Raw genomic sequence first — 17,638 nt, forward strand, 5'->3', positions numbered from 1 at the left:
CACGCGCTCGGCGTCCGCCCGGTCTACAACACCGTCGACACCTGCGCCGCCGAGTTCGCCGCCCAGACCCCCTACCTGTACTCCACCTACGACGACGCCACAGGCGTACGGGGTGTTCGTCGGCCTGGACCTGCTGCCGGGCACCGACCGCGAGACGCTGGGGCGGATGATGCGGCTGCTCACCGACGACGCCCGGCGGCTGACCCAGGGCAGGCCCGCCCTGGCCGACACCGAGCCCGAGCTGGCCCTGCTGCCCGCCAGGCTGACCGTGACCTTCGGATTCGGCCCCGGCTTCTTCGCGGCGGCCGGACTGGCCGACCGCAGGCCCAAGACCGTGGCGCCGCTGCCCGCCTTCACCATCGACAGGCTCCAGAAGGAGTGGAGCGGCGGGGACCTGCTGCTGCAGATCTGCGCCGACGACGCCCTCGCCCTCGCCCACGCCCTGCGCATGGTCGTCAAGGACGCCCGCTCCTTCGCCAAGGTGCGCTGGACCCAGCGGGGCTTCCGGCGTGCCGCCGGCACCCAGCCCGCCGAGGCGACCCAGCGCAACGTGATGGGCCAGCTCGACGGGACCGTCAACCCCAAGCCCGGCACCCCCGAGTTCGACCGGGCCGTGTGGGTAAGCGGCGGCCCGGAGTGGCTGCGCGGCGGCACCACGCTGGTGCTGCGGCGCATCCGGGCGGAGATGGAGACCTGGGACGCCGTCGACCGGGTCGCCAAGGAGTTCACCGTGGGCCGCCGCCTGGACAACGGCGCCCCGCTCACCGGGCGCGACGAGCACGACGAGGCCGACTTCACCAAGCTCAACGCGATCGGCTTCCCGGTCATCTCCGAGCAGGCCCACATCCGCCGGGCCCACGTCGCCGACCCGGGAATGCGGATCCTGCGCCGGGTCTACAACTACGACGAGGGGCTCACCCCGGACGGGCACGCCGACTCCGGGCTGCTGTTCGCCTCCTACCAGGCCGACATCGCCCGGCAGTTCATCCCCGTCCAGCGCCGGCTGGACGAGGCCGACCTGCTCAACGAGTGGACGACCCCGATCGGCTCGGCGGTCTTCGCCATCCCGCCAGGCTGCTCCCCGAACGGCTGGATCGGAGACACCCTCCTCAGCTGACGGAACCCCGCCCCTCCCGGCCGTACGGGTGACCTTCCCGCGGGGAGGGCGATCGTTCGGAGAGCAGGCCGGTGAGGGGCGTCCGGTGCCCGGTGGCCAGGGCGGAGGCGAAGGCCGCGGGGCCGAGCCGGTCGAGCAGTGCCGCTCGCAGGGCGGGGGCGAGGTTCTCGCGGTACGCGGGATCGAGGCGTTCGGCGGCGCCGAGCAGGACCGCGGCGCGGACGAGGTGACCGGTCGCGTACTCGGATCCGGCGAGCAGGAGCAGGTCGGTAAGCATGCGGCGCGGGTCGCCGAGGCCGGCGGCGAGCTCGACGCCCTCGGCGAGGAGGTGCCGTGCCCGCTCGTGGTCACCGTGGAAGGCCGCGGCCCGGCCGAGCCCGAACAGGCAGCGGGCCGTGCAGCGAAGATCGCCGATACGGCGGACCTCGGCGAGTACGCCGCCGAACCGGGTCGCGGCCATCGTGTGGTCCCCCCGGTGCTGGTCGAGGCAGGCCAGAAAGACCTCGGCGTGCAGCCGCTCGTGGTCGTTGCCGACGGCGTCGGCCAGCCGCCTCGCCTCGTCCAGCCAGTCCGCCGCGTCATCGAGCCGGATCCGGCCCTCGATCGCGCGGATGGCCATCTGGTTGAGGCAGTTGGCGCGTTTGACATGGTCGTGGAGCCGGCCGAACAGCTCGGCGGCGTGGGCCAGCCGGGTCAGGGAGGTCGAGGTGTCCAGGGTGGCCGTCCCCAGGCCGGACAGCGCCAGGGCACGGTGCCAGTCGTCGCCCAGCCGCTCGAAACGCGACGCAGCCTGTTCCAGGTGCTCGATCGCGGACGCGCGGTGCTCGCCGTACATCATCGCCCAGCCGAGGGCGAGAAGGGCGAGGGCCCGGTCCTCCTCGGTGCCGTGCTCGGCGCGCTCGCGCGCCTGCTCGGCGAAGGTCCGCGCCCGCCCGGTGTCCTGGTAGGCCAGCAGGAAGGAGCAGGTGACCGCGGCCCGGATGCCCAGGGCGCCCCCCGGCAGGGGCCGTTCGAGCAGCCTGTCCATCCAGCCGAACAGCTCGCCGCGCGCGCCGAGGATCTCCCATCCCGTACCGACTCCGGCGAGGAACTCCCAGGCGGGTGCTGTCTCCCGCTGTTCGAGGGCCCAGCGCATCCCGGTCCGCACGTCCGCCCAGCGGCGATCGAACCAGCGCAGCGTGGCGGCCTGATCCCGCCCTCGCAGGTCGGGCAGGGCGGCCACGCCGTGGCGTAGATGGTGAAGGGCGTGCTGCTCACGTGCCGTGCCGGTGGCGCCGCGCGTCACCAGTTGCCGGTGCGCGAACTGGCGGACGCTGTCGAGCAGGCGGTATTCGGTGGTCTGGTCCCGGCGGCGACGGGAGAGCAGGGAGCGGTCAAGCAGGCGCGGGAAGAGCCGGACGAGGTCGGCGGAGTCCAGCGGCGGATAGGCGAGGATCCGCGTCGCGGTGTCGTAGTCGAACTCGCCGGGGAACACCGAACATCGTTCGAACAGCAGGCGTTCGTCGTCGCCCAGCAGCTCGTAACTCCACCTCAGGGCCTCCTCCAGGGTGCGATGCCGATTCGGGACGCCGTGCGGCCCACCGGTCAGCAGCGCGAACCGGTTGTCCAGGCGCTCCAGCAGCTCGGCCGGCGAGAAGACCCGGATTCGCGCGGCCGCGAGCTCGATGGCCAGCGGCAGTCCGTCCAGCCGGCGGCAGATCATCGCGACGTGCCTGGCGTTGCCGGAGGTGACCTCGAAACCGGGGGAGACCGCGGCCGCGCGGTCGGCGAACAGCAGTCCGGAGGCCGCACCCAGCACGGCCGCTGGATCGTCGAGTTCCCCGGGGAGCGGCAGGGGCGGAATCTCGTAGACGACCTCTCCGGCCACCCCCAGCGGTCCGTGGCTGGTGGCCAGCACGCGCAGGTGGTCCGTGGTGGTCAGCAGGTCGGCGAGGAGTGCCGCCGCGGTGGCGGTCACGTGTTCGCAGTTGTCCACCACGAGCCAGTGCCTGCCCTCGGTGAGCGCACCACGTATCAGGGCGCGCAGCCGCCGCCCGTCCCCGGTGACGCCGAGGGCGTCCGCGAACGCCCGATCCACGGGGTCGCCGAGGATGTCGGTGAAGGCCCGCTCCCCAGGGGCGGCGGGGGGTACGGACGCGAGATCGACCAGGACGGCGGGTGGCAGGGTGGTCACCGAGTGGGCCAGGTGCAGCGCCAGCCGGGTCTTGCCGGTACCGGCGGGACCGGTCAACGTCAGCAGCCGGTGGGTGTCGGCCAGCCGCAGGAGGTCGTCGGTCTCCTGGATCCGTCCCACGAACGACGACAGCGGCCTGGGCAGCCCGCCGCCGGGATCCCGGCGGGCCCGTAGCCGTGCCGCCGTGTCGATCAGGGCCAGGCGGTTCGACCCGCCGAGCTTGCGCAGCAGGGACGACACATGGCTCTCCACCGTCCGTTCCGACACCCGCAGGCCGGCGGCGATCTCCCGGTTGTGCAGGCGATCCCCCACCAGCCAGAAGACCTGGAGTTCCCGCCGGGTCACTCCGGCCGCCCGCAGCGGATCGGGGAAGATGTCGGATCTCATGAGGCGAGTATCCTCGCCGACCGCCCGGACGGTCCTCGGCGAATCCCGCCACGAGCCGTCTCCGCGCCGTCCTCCGTGCGGAGCACGGGCGCTTTTTCCGTACCGAGCACGGATGTGCGGCGCGCGGGCCCGGTGTCGAATGAGGGAACGCTCGAAGAAAGGGGAGACGACGATGAGCATTTCCAGCCGGCACCTGGTGGCACACGCCAGAGACCGGGTCCGCAACATGTCGGTGGCGGAGGTCGCCGGAGCACTCGAAAGCGATGCGGTGACGTTGGTCGATCTCCGGGAGCCCGACGAGGTCCAACGCGAGGGCGCCATCCCGGACGCGGTTCAGGCACCTCGCGGGATGCTGGAGTTCTGGGCGGACCCGACCAGCCCGTACCATCGGGCCGAGTTCGACCCCCTGGTGCGGACCATCCTCTACTGCGCCTCAGGCGGCCGGTCCGCGCTCGCCGCGCAGACCCTGCAGGAACTCGGATACACCGACGTGTCGCATCTCGACGGTGGCTTGGCGGCGTGGAAGGACCAGGGCCGCCCGGTGACCTTCCAGGCGCCGCCCTCGCCGCCCGGCGACCGGGAGGACCCGTGATCGGTCCCAGGTGAACGCGAGGGCCGACATCCCTTCGCGTGTCATCACGTACTCACTCACCGGCACTCGAACATGACTGGACGATGTCCTCCCCGTGAAGCGGGATGTCGGCCGGGTCTCCGCGACATCTCCGAGAGGGAGGGGCATCATGGGAAACCCCACCGGAAACGACGTGGAGCCCGTAGGGCCCCGGCATCCTCCCCGGAGGGATCGAGATGAGACTCGCGGGCGCTCGTGTGCTGATCACCGGTGCGTCGTCCGGCATAGGGGCCGCGACCGCGCGGGCGATGGCCGCCGCGGGGGCCCGCCTCGTCCTGTCGGGGCGCGATCGGGACAGGCTTGCGGCCGTCGCCTCGGAGACCGGCGGCCAGGCGCTCGCCGGCGACCTCACGACGGACCTCGCGGGTCTCGCCGAGCGCGCGGGGCCGGTCGACGTGCTGGTCGGCAACGCCGGGTGCGGGTGGGCGGGGCCGTTCCCGGCGATGCCGGACGGTACCGTCGAGCGCCTGGTCGCGGGGAACCTGACCGCTCCCATCCTGCTGACCCGGTCGCTGCTGCCCGCCATGATCGAGCGCGGCCGGGGACACCTCGTCTTCGTGGCCTCGATCGCCGGAGCGATCGGGGTGCGGGACGAGGCGGTGTACGCCGCCACCAAGGCGGGCCTCCTCGGCTTCGCCGAGAGCCTGCGGTACGAGTCGCGCGGGATCGGCGTGTCCGTCGTGCTGCCCGGCGTGGTGGAGACCCCGTTCTTCGAGCGGCGCGGCGCCCCCTACACACGGCGATGGCCCGTGCCGATCCCCGCGGAACGGGTCGCCCAGGCGATCGTGTCCGCCGTCGAGTGCGGCAGGCCCGAGTCGTACGTGCCGGGCTGGCTGCGGCTGCCGGCCAGGCTGAAGGGCGTGGCACCCGGCCCCTTCCGTACCCTCGCCGGGATATTCGGCGGGCAGCCGGAGCTCAGCCGCCGCCCAGAGCCCGGATCGACTCCTTGAGGGAGGCGAGCGTGGCGAAGACGGCGGTCGGCTCGTATCCACAGTGGGCCATGCAGTTGGCGCACCGGTCATCGCGCCCCCGGCCGTAGGCGTCCCAGTCGGTCTCGGTGACCAGTTCCCGATAGGTGGCCGCGTAGCCGTCGGACATGAGGTAGCAGGGGCGCTGCCAGCCGAAGAGCGAGTAGGAGGGGATGGCCCACGCCGTGCACGGGAAGTCGATCTTCCCTTCGAGGAAGTCGAGGAAGAGCGGGGTGTGGTTGAACCTCCACCGCCGCCGGTTCCCGCCGGAGAACGCCTTGCGGAACAGCTCCCGGGTCTCCCGCACGCCGAGGAAGTGCTCCTGGTCGGGCGCCTTCTCGTACGCGTACCCGGGAGAGATCATCATCTCGTCGACGCGAAGATCGTCGTTGAGATAGTCGAGCACGTCGACGACCGTCTGCGGGCTGTCGGTGTTGAAGAACGTCGTGTTCGTGGTGACCCGGAAACCACGGCGCCGGCACTCCCGGACCGCGGCGACGGCCTCGTCGAACACGCCCTCCTTGCACACCGACTCGTCGTGGCGCTCGCGCATGCCGTCCAGGTGGATCGTCCACGCGAAGTACCGCGAGGGCTCGAACTGGTCGATCTTCTTGGGGATCAGCAGCGCGTTGGTGCACAGGAACACGTACTTCCTCCTGGCGACCAGCTCCCGGACCAGCTCCCCTATCTGCGGGTGCATGAGCGGTTCCCCGCCCGCGATCGAGACCATGGGTGCGCCGCACTCCTCGATGGCGGCCAGGGCCTGCTCGACCGGCATGCGCTGTTTCAGCACGTCGGCGGGGTGCTGGATCTTTCCGCAGCCAGCACAGTGCAGGTTGCAGGCGAACAAGGGCTCAAGTTCCACCAGAAGGGGGAACTTCGTCCGCCCGCGCAGCTTCTGGCGGAGGATGTAGCCGCCGATGCGAAGACTCTGGCGGATCGGTGTCGGCATCTGGGTTGCATCTCCTTGGGTAATGGAACGGGACGGACTCCTCGGGGAGAGAGGGTGAGATCGCGGCGGCCCAGCGGGCCAGGACCGGGCCGAGCCGGCGCAGCACGCGGTACGCCACGGCGCCGCCGCGTATCGTGGCCGGGCGCAACAGCGCGGCACCGGCGATGTCGGCGACGACGCGCAGCGCGGCGAACGGCAGGCCGGGCACCGCGCCCGCCAGCGGCCCGGTCTCCATGTCGACGGCCGCCGCTCCCTCGGCGGCGAGCCTGCGGCGTTCGGCCCCCGTCACGATGTGATCGGAGGTGACCAGCGGTCCGGTACGCGCGGACAGGCCGGCCCGAGCCAGCTCCTCGGCCAGCGGCCACGCCGAGGGGCAGGGCACCATCCGGCCCTCGAAGCGGATCTCGCTCGCCACCAGCACGTCTCCCGGGCGCAGGCCCTCGTCGAGCGCCCCGCAGAAACCGGTCACCGCCAGCGCGCCCGCCGGCGGGAGCCGCGCCGCCGCGCTCGCGGCGCGGCGCGGGCCCATCCCGGTCCGGATCACCCGCACCTCCTCGGTCGGCAGGCCGCTCCGTACGGCCCGCGCCTCGACGGCCAGGGCGGTGCAGATCAGCAGGCCGGTCACCCGGCGTCCACGGTGACCGCCTCGTCCCTCAGCGCGGGCCTGGGGTGCGAGGACACCTCTCGGGAGCGCACGTAACGGCCCAGCGCGCTGATCGGGAAGACGAGGCGGTAGAGGTGGTAGTTGATGTAGAAGGCGCCGGGGAAGCCGGTCCCGGTGAAGTACGGCTCGTCCCAGCCGCCGTCCGGGCGCTGGTGGCCGACCAGCCACTCCACGCCGCGCTCCACCGCCGGTGACCGCTCCCCGGCGGCGAGCAACGCCATCAGGGCCCACGCCGTCTGTGAGGGAGTGGAGTGGCCGCGCCCGATCCAGCGGGGATCGGTGTAGGAGCGCAGATCCTCCCCCCAGCCGCCGTCGTCGTTCTGGTGCCTCTCCAGCCAGGCGACAGCACGCCTTATGCACGGCTTGCCGGGCCGTACGCCGGCCGCGATGAGCGCGGGGAGCACGGCGCCGGTGCCGTAGACGTGGTTGGCCCCCCAGCGGCCGAACCACGATCCGTCCGCCTCCTGCGCCTTCAGCAGCCAGACGACGGCACGTCGCACGACGGGGGAGTCCGGCCGCTCCTGCGCCAGCGCCTCGACGACGTGGGCGGTGACGTCGGCGGACGGCGGGTCGATGACCGCGCCGAAGTCGCAGAACGGCAGCTTCTTACACATCTCGCGGGTGTTGTCGGCGTCGAAGGCCCCGAAGCCGCCGTCGCGGGACGCCATGCCGATGATCCAGCGCACCCCGCGGTCGATGGCCGGCCTGGCGTCCGGATGACGCACCCGGCGCAGGGCGAGAATCGCCTCCGCCGTGTCGTCGATGTCCGGGTAGCCGTCGTTGTCGAACTCGAAGGCCCAGCCGCCGGGTGCCAGCGAAGGGCGCCGTACGGACCAGTCGCCCCGGCTCCGGATCTCCTCGGTGAGCACCCAGCCGGAGGCGGCGACGAGGGCGGGATGGTCGGCGGGCAGGCCCGCGTCGAGAAGGCCGTTGATCGCGAGCACCGTGTCCCACACGGGGGACTGGCAGGCCTCCAGCCTGCGCCCCTTCTCGTCCCGGATGGTGAACCTGTCGAATCCCTCGATGCCCTTCCTCATCACCGGATGGTCGAGAGGGTAGCCGTGCAGGCTCAGCGCGATCAGCGAGTACACCCACGGCGGCTGGATGCCGCCCCAGGACCCGTCCGCCTCCTGCCTGGCCACGACCCACTCGGCGGCCCGCCTCAGCGCGGCCCGCCGCAGGCCGGGGACGGGACGTCGCTGGTAGCGGTGCAGGACGCGGTCGAGCACGGTGAACGGCCCGTGCGGGTGCGGTGGTGCGGGGCGTCCGGTACGCAGTTCGGCCAGGTCGAACGGGAGCGGCCGGACCGGGCGGTGCGCGCTCACGATGGTGAGCGGGACGATCGTCTGCCTGGCCCAGCAGGCCCAGTCGTAGACGTTGAGCGGGAACCAGCGCGGCAGGAACATCATCTCGGGGGGCAGCACCGGGAGGTCCTCCCATCGCCACTGCCCGAACAGCGCCAGCCAGATCCGGGTGAACACCCGGCTGGCCTCGATCCCACCGGACTCCCGCACGAACCGGGCCGCGGCTCGCATGTGCGAGGCGTCGGTCCGGTCACCGGCGAGCCGTAGCGCGACGTACGCCTCGATCGTGGTGGACAGGTCGCCGGGGCCGTCGTGGAAGTTGGCCCAGGTCCCGTCGTCGCGCTGCTCGGAGCGGATCCAACGGGCCGCCTGGGCGGTGTCCTGCTCGGTGCGGATACCGAGGAACTCCCTGAGCAGCAGGTCTTCGGCGTCCATGGTCACGTTCGTCTGCAACTCGCCCTTCCACCACCCCTCGGGCGCCTGGAGACCGAGCAGGTGGTCGCATGCCGCGTCGAGGGTGAGTTCGGCGGAAGTGGAAGCGGCGACGGTGGTCATGTCAGTGGCCCCTGGATGTGAGGAAGCGGACGATGTCCAGGAATTCGGCGCGGACGTCCGGGGGCATGTCCGCGCCGGCGAGATGATGTTCGGCGGCGTCGAGCCGGTGCTTGGCCTCGCTCTCGGCCCACGCCCGGCCACCGGCCTCCTCGACGAGCCGGGCGGCGTCGTGCAGGTCGGATTCGGACAGCGGCAGGGGATCGGCCAGCAGGCGGGCGAGCCGCTCACCGGCCGGCGTGTCGCTGGTGAGCGCGGCGACGATCGGCAGCGACTTCTTGCGGGCACGCAGGTCGGAAAGGACTGGTTTGCCGGTCGTCTCGGGGCTGCCCCAGATGCCCAGCAGGTCGTCGACGAGCTGGAAGGCCAGGCCGGCCTCGGTTCCGAAGGCCGTCAGGGCGACGACCAGCGGAGCGGGGCCGTTCACCACGGTCGCACCGATCGAGCAGGCACAGGCCAGCAGGGAGCCGGTCTTCTGGGTGGACATCCGCCGGCACTCCGCCAGGCTCACGTCCGTGAGCTGTTCGAACTCCAGGTCGAGCGCCTGACCGGCGATCAGCTCCCGGGTGGCGACGGCCAGGTGCCGGGCGGCCCGCAGACCGGGGAGACCGCCCTCCTCAAGCAGCAACTCCCCCGCGAGCGAGAGCAGGGCGTCGCCGGCGAGGATGGCCGCGGAGCAGCCGAAGACGGTCCACGCGGCCGGTCGGTGCCGCCGCATCCGGTCGCCGTCCATGATGTCGTCGTGCAGCAGTGAGAACGCGTGCACGAGTTCCACCGCGGCGGCGACCTGCAGGCCCTGCCCCTGGCTTCCCCCCGCCGCTCTCGCCGACAGGACGGCCAGCGCCGGGCGTAGCGCCTTGCCGCCGGAGGCGGCGGGCAGGCCCGCCGGGTCGGCCCAGCCGAGGTGGTAGGCGGCGACGCGCGAGGTCAGTGGGTCGAGCCTGGCCACGGCGTCCCGGAGCACGGGCTCCACGAGCCCGCGGGCGGCCACGACCGAGGGCGGGATGACCGCCGTCACCGGGGACGTTCCCTCTTCAGATGACGCCTGACCAGGCAGGTCGCGTTGAGTCCGCTACGCACGGCAGCCTCCATCGTGTCGGGCCAGCCCGTGTCGGTCCACGCGCCGGCGAGAAACAGTCCGGGCCACCGGGTGGCGGCCTCGGGGCGGAGCGCGCCACTGCCGGGGCACTGGCGGAAGGTGGCGCGACGTTCCCTCGTGACGAAGAAATCGATGATCCGTGCCTGCCGCGCTCCCGGGAAGATCTGCTCAAGCGCGGGTACGAACGTGGCTCGCACCCGCGCGGTGGGTACGTCGATCCACTGGTCCGCCGCGGAGACCGAGACCGCGAGGTACTGGCCTTCGCGCAGTCCCGCGGCGCCGGTCTTGTCGAACACCCACTGCACGGGCGAGTCCACGACCGCCGCGAACGGCACCCGGGTGACCCGCCGGTCGTAGACGACGTGCACGTTGACGATCGGGCTCGCGTCCAGGCCGCGCCAGCGCTCCCTGCCGGGAGCGGCCTGTTCGGGGACCAGGGCCGCGGCCTGCTCGTGCGCCGTGGCGACGATGACGGCGGGCGCCTCGACCCGGCTGCCGTCCACGATCACGGAGCCTCGCTCGATGGCGGTGACCTTCGCCGACAGGCGTACGGCACCGCCGCGCCGTTCGATGGCGGCCCGTGCCGCGTCGCCGTGCAGCTCGCCGAGGGGCACGGCGGGAACGCCGATGTCGGCGGCTCCCGCCCGGCCGAGCAGCGCGGTCTTGAAGACCATCGCCGCGGGCCCCAGGGCCGCGCCCTCGACCCCGACGTTCAGGGCCGCCATCGCGAACAGCTCCCAGAGGGCATGTCGCGCGCGCTCGCGCTGCCCGTGGGCGGTCAGCCAGCTCCCGAGGTCGGTCAGGTCCAGCGCGGGGTCGGCCGGGTCGAGCCGGCGAAGGGCGAGTGAGACCCGCATCGCGCGCAGCCGGTCGGCGGGCTTGAGCAGCTGGTATCCGGCCAGCGCCGGCAGCAGGTGGAACGGTCCCGGCAGCATCCCGCGTCGCAGCCGCCCGTACCGCCCCGCGGGGGTGAGCACCCGTACGTCGAACCGGTCCTGCAGATGTACGCGCCCGGCGACGCCGAGCCGGTCGAGCAGGCCGCGGTAGGCCGTGCAGCAGCGGAGGAACACGTGCTGGCCGTTGTCGACGCTCAGCCCGTTCCTGACGAAGGAGTGGGTGGCGCCGCCCAGCCTCGGCCGGGCCTCGTACAGGGTCACGCGGTGACCGGCCTCCCCGAGCGCGACGGCGGCGGCGATGCCCGCCAGCCCGCCACCGACGATCGCGACCGGAGCGCCGTTCATCGGGCGGCCCCCGCCAGGGCGCGCGCCGCCACCATCGCCTTCTGCCACGGAGGCAGTGACAGCCGCGAGGCCAGTGCCTCGGCGGGATCCGCGGCGATGCGGCCGAGCAGGCACCGGTAGATGCCGGCCATCGCCGCGGTGCACGCCGCGCTGCGCACGTCGAGTGCGGTCAGCAGGCGCATGCCGTCGTCGAACCAGTCGCGCGCCCGGTCGGCCTCGAAGCGCATCAGCGCGGCGAGCCGGTCGGGAGGGTCGGTGAACCTGCCGGAGGAGTCGATGTTCAGGGTGCATCCGAATTGTCTGAGGTCCTCGGCGGGGAGGTAGGTCCGCCCGGCCAGCCGGTCCTCGCGCACGTCCCGCAGGATGTTCGTGATCTGCAGGGCCACTCCCAGCGCGTCCGCCAGGTGCGCCACCCTCGCCGCGTCCCTGCCGTCGCTCTTGCCGTCTCCGGTGCCCGCGGTGCCGAAGACTCCGAGGGAGAGCCGCCCGATCGACCCGGCGACGCATCGGCAGTAGGAGAGCAGCTCGTCGAAGTGCTCGTAGGTCTCCCCGCGTACGTCCGCGGCGCAACCGTCGATCAGCTCCTCGAACGCCGACAGCGGCAGTGGGTAGCGGAGGGCGGTGTCGTGCAGCGCGACCAGCACCGGGTCCTCGGGGTCGGGCCGTGCCGTGCCGAGTGTGGCGCGCGCGGCGGCCAGCTCGGTCAGGCGCTGCCCGTCGGGGCCGTCTCCGTCGGCGATGTCGTCGATCCGGCGGGCGAACGCGTAGACCGCACTGAGCGCGCGGCGCTTGGGAGTCGGCAGCAGCCGGAGACCGTAGGAGAAGTTCCGCGCCTGACCGCGGACGATCTGCTCGCAGTGCCGGTAGGCGTCAGCGGTGTCCACGGTCGTACCCCCTGCTCGTGAGGATCCGCAGCCAGGCCGTCAGGAACCGCGCGCCGCGCGGGCGTACGGCGCGGCCGAGAACGTCGTAACCGGCCTGGGCCAGTGCCGCGCTGGTGGCCCGGCCGCCCGCGATGTAGCCCGCGATGGCGAGGCGGGCGAACCCCGTCGCCGATCGGGCGAGCCGGTCCCCCTCGTCGAGCAGCCGATCGGCCCGCCGTGTCTGGAGCGCGACGACATCGCGCAACCGCGCCGAGGCGGTGGCCGCGGCGAGATCGTCCTCGCCGCAGCCGAACCGGCGCAGATCCTCTCCCGGCAGGTAGACGCGGCCTCGGGTGTGGTCCTCCCCGACGTCCTGGCAGTGCTCGATGATCTGCAGCGCCGTGCACACACGGTCGGACAGGGCCAGGCGGGAGGGGGCGGCCATGTCGAACACGTGCAGCACGATGTGCCCGACGGGGTTCGCGGACAGCTCGCAGTAGGAGAGCAGGTCGTCGAAGGTGTCGTACCGGCTGACCGTCTGGTCGCGCCGGTTGGCCTCGATCAGCCGGTGAAAGGGCTCAGCCGGGACGGAGCAGGTCTCGACGGTACCCGCGAGCGCGCGGATGACCGGCAGGCGGGGAGCCCGACCGGCGTACAGGCGGGCGAGGTCGTCGTCGACGGTGTCGAGCAGCCGGAGCGGATCCTCGCTCTGCGCCTCGTCCCCGATGTCGTCGACGGTCCGGGCGAAGCCGTACACCGCGAGGAGGTGGCGGCGATGGGTACGCGGCAGTAAACATGAGGCGACCGGGAAGTTCTCCCTGCGCGCTTTGAGCATGACGCTCCGCGTATCGGCTCCCCTCCAATTCATAAATTGAGGTTGTCCCCGACGGGCTGTTATAAACGCGGATGAACGATCTGCTGGTTTTTATCGGTGAGAGCTGGGAAAATATTTAGTATCGCGTTATATCTCTGCCTTTGGAAAAATGGTTGTTATTTTGCCGGGAGGTGAGTCGGATCGGGTCGGGGTAAAAGCCGTCACAAAAAGCGGTACGGCTTTTGCGGCAGGTTTTTTCGAGGAGCGGTGATCTCACGAACGTCATGAAGGGGCGTGCGGCCGCCGGAGACGCCGTGGTCCTGGAGCGGTCCGATCCGCAGACCCGCGGCGCGGCAGCGGTTCACCAGTTCGGGCAGGGCACCGAGCCCCGACCGCCAGGAGCCGGGGGCCGAGGTGTGGTCGGAGTCGTGCAGCAGGAGCGTCGCCCCGCCCCGCAGGCCGGATGCCAGCGTGGCCAGCACCGAGGCCGGGCTCGCCGAGCGTGTCCAGTCCCTGCCCCACGCGGTCCACAGGACGGGACGCAGTCCCCGCAGACGGGCGGCGAGCAGTGTCTCGGCGCTGAGGACGCCGTAGGGCGGCCGGTACCACGTGGGATCGACGCCGGTGACGGCGGTGACCAGATCGGCCGCCCTGTGCGTCTCGGCCGCCATCCGGCCGGGGCGGGTCGTCAGGGCGTTCTCGTGCGACCAGCCGTGCACCGCGATCTCATGGCCCTCCGCGACGATGCGGCGGCCCAGCGCGGGGTGACGTTGGAGCATCTCGCCGAGGACGAAGAAGGTGGCCCGGCATCCGAGCCGCTCCAGCTCCGCGAGGAAACGCGGTGTGGATCGCGGGTCGGGCCCGTCGTCGAAGGTCAGCGCGACATGGTCGGCGAGGCCCACCCCGGCGAGGCCGGGCAGCAGCCGGCGCACGGAGGGCAGCCAGGTCGCCGCGGGCCCCACGTGCAGAATGGCCAGACCGGCGAGGGCCAACGCGGCACGGTTCACCGTGTCAAGTCTGGGTCACGGGGGCCGTGATGCCAACGCGACGCACGGTGCTGATCGTCAGTGCCGGTATGGGGGCCGGGCACGACGCGGTCGCGGTGGAACTGGCCAGGCGGCTCGCCGCCGAGGGCGTCGAAGCGGAGATCGTCGATGTCCTGAAGCTGCTGCCGTTCCGGCTGGGAGTGGCGCTGCGCGGTTGGTACGGCTGGATGATGCGCTCCGCGCCCTGGCTGTACGCGCTGATCTACCGGGTCTTCTTCGTGCCGGACCGGGCGCCGCCGACCTCGCCGCTGACGATAATGGCCGCGGCACGGCTGCGCGGGCTCATCCGCCGCCGGAGGCCGGCCGAGGTCGTCTCGACCTTCCACCTGGCCGCGCAGGCGGTCGGCCACCTGAGGCTACATGGCCGCCTGCCGGTTCCCAGTACCGTCCTGCTGACCGACTTCGCGGCGCATCGGCTCTGGTTGCATCCGGGCAACGACCGGTACCTGTGCTCGGATCAGGCGACCGCGCGCGCCGTTCACGCCGCGACCGGCCGCCCGGCGTTCTGTCACGCGCCCCTGGTACGCCCGGAGTTCCGGCGGCCGGCGGCCGACGCGGCGCCGGTGCGTGCCCGGATCGGTGCCCGCGCCGGGGAGCGGCTGGTCCTCGTCTCGGCCGGCGCGTGGGGGGTGGGCGGAGTCGAGGAGACGGCTCGCGTTCTGGCGCGCTCGGGACGGTATCTGCCCGTCGTCCTCTGCGGGCACAACCGCGAGCTGCGCCACCTGCTGCGGCACACCGGTGTCGCCCTCGGCTGGTGCGACGACATGCCGGACCTGATGGCCGCCGCGTACGCGCTGGTGGACAACGCGGCGGGCCTGACCTGCCGGGAGGCGATGGCCGCCGGAGTGCCGGTCATCTCCTACCGGCCGATTCCCGGCCACGGCCGGGACGGCGCGCGGGCCATGGCGCGGGCCGGGCTGAGCATGTACGCGGGTGACGCCGGGGAACTGCTCACCGCGCTGGATCGCCTCGGGTGCGGGGCGGAACGGATGCGGCGGATCGCCAGGGGAGCCGCCCTGTTCGACGCCGCGCCCGCGGAGTCCTTCCTCACCTTCGCGAGGCCCCTACCCGACGAGCGGTGACCGGCTCAGCCGGACACTGCCGTAGAAGATCAACCCCACTCCGATGAGTTCCGGGACGACCCACCAGCCAAGCCGGATGTTCTCGCCGAACAGCGCGACGCCGTACATGATGCTGACGACGGGGTCGGCGATGTTGAGCGTCGGCTGCACGACCACCAGGGACGCGCTGCTCAGCGCGCTCTGCAGCACGAAGACGCTGAACAGGCCGGCCGCGATCATGGCGTACAGCGACCAGCTGGTCAGTACGGCGGCGTCCTCCGCGGCGAAGATCTCGGTGTTCTCCTTTATCAGCGCGGCGGTGAAGGCGAATCCCAGAGCGGAGGTGATCCCGAGCAGGGCACCACGGGACGGGCCGCTGCGGATCTTCGCCATCGCGATCAGACCGGCGGCGACGCCGACCGTCACGATCACGGTGATCAGCCAGAGGTCCGTGGTCGGGGACCGGGTCGCGCTCTGTCCCGGATCGGCGGAGATGAGGAAGACGGCCAGCCCGACGGTCAGGATGCCGATGGCCAGCCATGACCCCCGGTCCAGATGGACGTGCAGGATGAGCGAGACGAGGATCATCGTGAAGGGCAGCTCGGTGACGAGAATGGGCTGTACGAGAGCGAGGGCGCCGAAGTTCAGCGCGGCCGCCTGCAGCAGGAAGCCCCCGATCAGCGCACCCATGCCGCCCAGCCATGAGGGTTGCCGGATCAGGTATCCGATCAGCGCCAGCTTGAACACACGGCTCTGCGGTGCGGTTCGCGCCGCCTGCCGCTGCAGCACCGAGGAGAGGGCGTTGCAGGCGGCGGTGAGCACGGCCAGGATCGCCGCGGTCACCGGCGCACGGCCTTCCGGCTCCCGATGGTGTGCCGTCCGGCAATGAAGATCATCGAGCGCGTCACCTTTTCCGCGATGTCATGGTGCCTCGGCACCGTTCCGGCGACAGAGACGTGGGCGGGCTATGGCGTGTTGACCGGCAGAACGCATCCCGTGGCGACGGCGTGTCCGCGGGACATGAACCCCTCCTCGACCTTGGCTTTCAGGGCCTGAGGGGAAGATCGCCCCCTGTCACGGGTTGATCACGTGATGCGGGCGATGTCACCTTAATTCAGTGGCGGAGGGCCGGGCGGTAAATGCCGCGCGCCACGCGGGCGGCGGTTCGGCGCCGATCCGCCGCGAAGAATTCACCGGGGTTCTGGGGCCTTGAGGTTTTCTACGGCATTTAGCTGATATTTGTGGATTTGCGGGATGGCGGCGGCCGTCATCCGGAATGAGACCGTGACGGGTTCGCCGGAGAGCGGTTGTCGGACCTGCCCCCTACACTCCCGGCATGGATCTGAGGCGGCTCACGGACGAGGTCGAGGCGGTGTCGAGCACCTATGCGCGCAGGCACGGGATCACCCGGGACGACACCTGGTTCCTGCTGAAGCTCCAGGAGGAGGTCGGCGAGTTGACGCAGGCGTTCCTGATGCGCTCCGGCCAGGCCAGGGACAAGGGGCACTCCGCCGACGAGCTGGAGCTGGGCTTCCGGTCCGAGCTCGCGGACGTCCTGTCGCAGCTCCTGGTCATGGCCCGGCATCACGGGGTCGACCTGGAGGCGGAGGTCGAGCGAAAGTGGATGCCCTGGCACCCCGACCGGCTTCCCGCCGACGGCCACGCTCCCTGATCGCCGACTCTGGGCCGTCGGCTCCTGGCACTGAAATCGCCCTGCAGCCGAGGCTCCCACCGAGAGCGTCAAGAGTCGCGGAGCAGTTTGATCAGCAGGACGAGGATCAGAATGGCGACGGCCACGGCGGCGAAGAGAACTCCGAGGGCGACGACACCGATCATGATTAGTTCGGGTGTTTCGGGGAGGATGGGGTCGCTTCCCGCGTGGGCCGGCACGGTGGCTCCTGGTCAGCTGGGGGGTTTTGAGGATATGTGATGTCACCGGGGGCGAAAAGCCGGTCCGGATACATGAGGATCATGGCGGGCGACGTCCGCGCTTCGGGCAGGGCACGTCGCGTCGATGTCGTCTGCTGCGCCCGTGCGATCCGCGAGAGCTCCGCCTCCCGGGACGGCACCCGCGGTTACGACCAGATCGTGCACGGTACGGGGCTCAAACGCGACATACGCTCTGAGTATGGTGCGAAGCAATGTGGAAAGCGTGGACGGCTACCTCGCCGAGGTGTCTGACGAGCGCAGGGCGGTCCTGGCCGACCTACGCGAACTGTGCCGTACGGAGCTCAAGGGCTTCACCGAGGTCATGGCGTATGGAATGCCCGCGTACCAGCGGGACGGTGCCGTTGAAATCGCCTTCGCAAGCCAGAAGCAGTACATCTCCTTCTATCTCCTGCGCAGCGATGTCCGCGAGGCCTTCGAGCAGCGCCTGGCCGGGCAGGACATGGGCAAGGGCTGCCTGCGCTTCCGTAAGCCGGAAATGATCGATCTCGGCCTCGTACGGGATCTGCTGACGGCCACCGCGGCCGTGCCGGGCAAGATCTGCTGACGCGGAGGGGCGCTGGACCGGGTTGCGATACCCGGGTGGTGCGAACTGCGGGAGAGACACGCGACGGGCGGTGGGCAGGGACAACGGCGGCGTCTCCTCACTCTCCTCCGGGGTGCGCCGCTGCCGCTCGGGGCGCGGGCTGAACCGCGCGACAACGACGGCGCGCCGATGGCTCCCCGGCCACAGGTGGGCGCTCGTTCGACAATGTCGTCCCCGCCGGGATGTGGGCCGGCGAGTGCGCTGAGTGTCCCGTCGTCCGCACCGCCGGAACA

General features: G+C 71.6%; 18 protein-coding genes. 7 read left to right on the forward strand and 11 right to left on the reverse strand.

Annotation, left to right across the window (positions count from 1 at the left end):
• Positions 1–112: 112 nt before the first annotated feature.
• Positions 113–1,117: a Dyp-type peroxidase gene (locus ABZ260_RS26595; RefSeq protein WP_355622904.1), complete on the forward strand. Its 1,005-nt coding sequence runs from the start codon at positions 113–115 to the stop codon at positions 1,115–1,117.
• On the opposite strand, the gene ABZ260_RS26600 is transcribed toward ABZ260_RS26595, so the two are convergent.
• Positions 1,110–3,677: a LuxR C-terminal-related transcriptional regulator gene (locus ABZ260_RS26600; RefSeq protein ID WP_355622907.1), complete on the reverse strand. Its 2,568-nt coding sequence runs from the start codon at positions 3,675–3,677 to the stop codon at positions 1,110–1,112. The genes ABZ260_RS26595 and ABZ260_RS26600 overlap by 8 nt on opposite strands.
• Positions 3,678–3,849: 172 nt before the next feature.
• On the opposite strand from ABZ260_RS26600, the gene ABZ260_RS26605 reads away from it, so the two are divergent.
• A complete protein-coding gene (locus tag ABZ260_RS26605; RefSeq protein ID WP_355622910.1) occupies positions 3,850–4,269 on the forward strand; it encodes a rhodanese-like domain-containing protein in 420 nt (139 codons plus the stop codon).
• A 215-nt stretch (positions 4,270–4,484) separates the two neighbouring features.
• On the forward strand, positions 4,485–5,258 hold the full coding sequence (locus tag ABZ260_RS26610) for an SDR family NAD(P)-dependent oxidoreductase (RefSeq protein ID WP_355622913.1): 774 nt from the start codon (positions 4,485–4,487) through the stop codon (positions 5,256–5,258).
• On the opposite strand, the gene hpnH is transcribed toward ABZ260_RS26610, so the two are convergent.
• From hpnH to ABZ260_RS26650, 8 genes are all read right to left on the reverse strand, one after another.
• A complete protein-coding gene (gene hpnH, locus ABZ260_RS26615; protein WP_355622916.1) occupies positions 5,224–6,228 on the reverse strand; it encodes an adenosyl-hopene transferase HpnH in 1,005 nt (334 codons plus the stop codon). The two genes, ABZ260_RS26610 and hpnH, sit on opposite strands and share 35 nt — an antisense overlap.
• Complete coding sequence (locus tag ABZ260_RS26620; RefSeq protein ID WP_355622919.1) at positions 6,131–6,853, reverse strand: hypothetical protein; 723 nt, start codon at positions 6,851–6,853, stop codon at positions 6,131–6,133. Before ABZ260_RS26620 ends, hpnH begins: the two co-directional genes overlap by 98 nt.
• Positions 6,850–8,751, reverse strand: a complete 1,902-nt coding sequence (shc, locus tag ABZ260_RS26625) for a squalene--hopene cyclase (protein ID WP_355622922.1) — start codon at positions 8,749–8,751, stop codon at positions 6,850–6,852. Before shc ends, ABZ260_RS26620 begins: the two co-directional genes overlap by 4 nt.
• A 1-nt stretch (position 8,752) precedes the next feature.
• Positions 8,753–9,766, reverse strand: a complete 1,014-nt coding sequence (locus tag ABZ260_RS26630) for a polyprenyl synthetase family protein (RefSeq protein ID WP_355622925.1) — start codon at positions 9,764–9,766, stop codon at positions 8,753–8,755.
• Entirely contained in the window at positions 9,763–11,088 is a 1,326-nt protein-coding gene (gene hpnE, locus ABZ260_RS26635) for a hydroxysqualene dehydroxylase HpnE (RefSeq protein WP_355622928.1), read from the reverse strand. The genes ABZ260_RS26630 and hpnE overlap by 4 nt, the downstream gene beginning before the upstream one ends.
• The gene (hpnD, locus tag ABZ260_RS26640) at positions 11,085–11,972 is read right to left on the reverse strand and encodes a presqualene diphosphate synthase HpnD (protein WP_355622931.1); all 888 of its coding nucleotides are present in this window, start codon (positions 11,970–11,972) and stop codon (positions 11,085–11,087) included. Before hpnD ends, hpnE begins: the two co-directional genes overlap by 4 nt.
• The gene (gene hpnC, locus ABZ260_RS26645; protein WP_355622934.1) at positions 11,959–12,786 is read right to left on the reverse strand and encodes a squalene synthase HpnC; all 828 of its coding nucleotides are present in this window, start codon (positions 12,784–12,786) and stop codon (positions 11,959–11,961) included. The genes hpnD and hpnC overlap by 14 nt, the downstream gene beginning before the upstream one ends.
• A 200-nt stretch (positions 12,787–12,986) precedes the next feature.
• Positions 12,987–13,772, reverse strand: coding sequence for a polysaccharide deacetylase family protein (locus ABZ260_RS26650; protein ID WP_355622937.1), 786 nt, complete (start codon positions 13,770–13,772; stop codon positions 12,987–12,989).
• A gap of 29 nt (positions 13,773–13,801) precedes the next feature.
• Here ABZ260_RS26650 and ABZ260_RS26655 point away from each other — a divergent pair, with 29 nt between their 5' ends.
• Complete coding sequence (locus ABZ260_RS26655) at positions 13,802–14,893, forward strand: hypothetical protein (RefSeq protein ID WP_355622940.1); 1,092 nt, start codon at positions 13,802–13,804, stop codon at positions 14,891–14,893.
• Here ABZ260_RS26655 and ABZ260_RS26660 read toward each other — a convergent pair.
• Positions 14,876–15,715: a DMT family transporter gene (locus tag ABZ260_RS26660; RefSeq protein ID WP_355622943.1), complete on the reverse strand. Its 840-nt coding sequence runs from the start codon at positions 15,713–15,715 to the stop codon at positions 14,876–14,878. The two genes, ABZ260_RS26655 and ABZ260_RS26660, sit on opposite strands and share 18 nt — an antisense overlap.
• A gap of 42 nt (positions 15,716–15,757) precedes the next feature.
• Here ABZ260_RS26660 and ABZ260_RS26665 point away from each other — a divergent pair, with 42 nt between their 5' ends.
• Positions 15,758–15,928: a hypothetical protein gene (locus ABZ260_RS26665; protein WP_355566463.1), complete on the forward strand. Its 171-nt coding sequence runs from the start codon at positions 15,758–15,760 to the stop codon at positions 15,926–15,928.
• Positions 15,929–16,208: 280 nt separating this feature from the next.
• Positions 16,209–16,544, forward strand: coding sequence for a pyrophosphatase (locus ABZ260_RS26670; protein ID WP_350963729.1), 336 nt, complete (start codon positions 16,209–16,211; stop codon positions 16,542–16,544).
• Positions 16,545–16,612: 68 nt separating this feature from the next.
• On the opposite strand, the gene ABZ260_RS26675 is transcribed toward ABZ260_RS26670, so the two are convergent.
• A complete protein-coding gene (locus ABZ260_RS26675) occupies positions 16,613–16,762 on the reverse strand; it encodes a hypothetical protein (RefSeq protein ID WP_355622946.1) in 150 nt (49 codons plus the stop codon).
• Between the two features lie 238 nt (positions 16,763–17,000).
• Here ABZ260_RS26675 and ABZ260_RS26680 point away from each other — a divergent pair, with 238 nt between their 5' ends.
• Positions 17,001–17,366 (forward strand): DUF1801 domain-containing protein, encoded by a 366-nt coding sequence (locus ABZ260_RS26680; protein WP_355622949.1) that lies wholly within the window; start codon positions 17,001–17,003, stop codon positions 17,364–17,366.
• The last annotated feature ends 272 nt before the right edge of the window (positions 17,367–17,638 follow it).

Source organism: Streptosporangium sp. NPDC006013, from assembly GCF_040614275.1.
Taxonomy (GTDB): domain Bacteria; phylum Actinomycetota; class Actinomycetes; order Streptosporangiales; family Streptosporangiaceae; genus Streptosporangium.

Bases quoted from the DNA above. Each gene is read 5' to 3' on its own strand.
- hpnE (WP_355622928.1), bottom strand. From the start codon at position 11,088: ATGAACGGCGCTCCGGTCGCGATCGTCGGTGGCGGGCTGGCGGGCATC.
- ABZ260_RS26605 (WP_355622910.1), top strand. From the start codon at position 3,850: ATGAGCATTTCCAGCCGGCACCTGGTGGCACACGCCAGAGACCGGGTC.
- ABZ260_RS26610 (WP_355622913.1), top strand. From the start codon at position 4,485: ATGAGACTCGCGGGCGCTCGTGTGCTGATCACCGGTGCGTCGTCCGGC.
- ABZ260_RS26665 (WP_355566463.1), top strand. From the start codon at position 15,758: ATGAAGATCATCGAGCGCGTCACCTTTTCCGCGATGTCATGGTGCCTC.
- ABZ260_RS26600 (WP_355622907.1), bottom strand. From the start codon at position 3,677: ATGAGATCCGACATCTTCCCCGATCCGCTGCGGGCGGCCGGAGTGACC.
- ABZ260_RS26670 (WP_350963729.1), top strand. From the start codon at position 16,209: ATGGATCTGAGGCGGCTCACGGACGAGGTCGAGGCGGTGTCGAGCACC.
- hpnC (WP_355622934.1), bottom strand. From the start codon at position 12,786: ATGCTCAAAGCGCGCAGGGAGAACTTCCCGGTCGCCTCATGTTTACTG.
- shc (WP_355622922.1), bottom strand. From the start codon at position 8,751: ATGACCACCGTCGCCGCTTCCACTTCCGCCGAACTCACCCTCGACGCG.
- hpnH (WP_355622916.1), bottom strand. From the start codon at position 6,228: ATGCCGACACCGATCCGCCAGAGTCTTCGCATCGGCGGCTACATCCTC.
- ABZ260_RS26680 (WP_355622949.1), top strand. From the start codon at position 17,001: ATGGTGCGAAGCAATGTGGAAAGCGTGGACGGCTACCTCGCCGAGGTG.
- ABZ260_RS26655 (WP_355622940.1), top strand. From the start codon at position 13,802: ATGCCAACGCGACGCACGGTGCTGATCGTCAGTGCCGGTATGGGGGCC.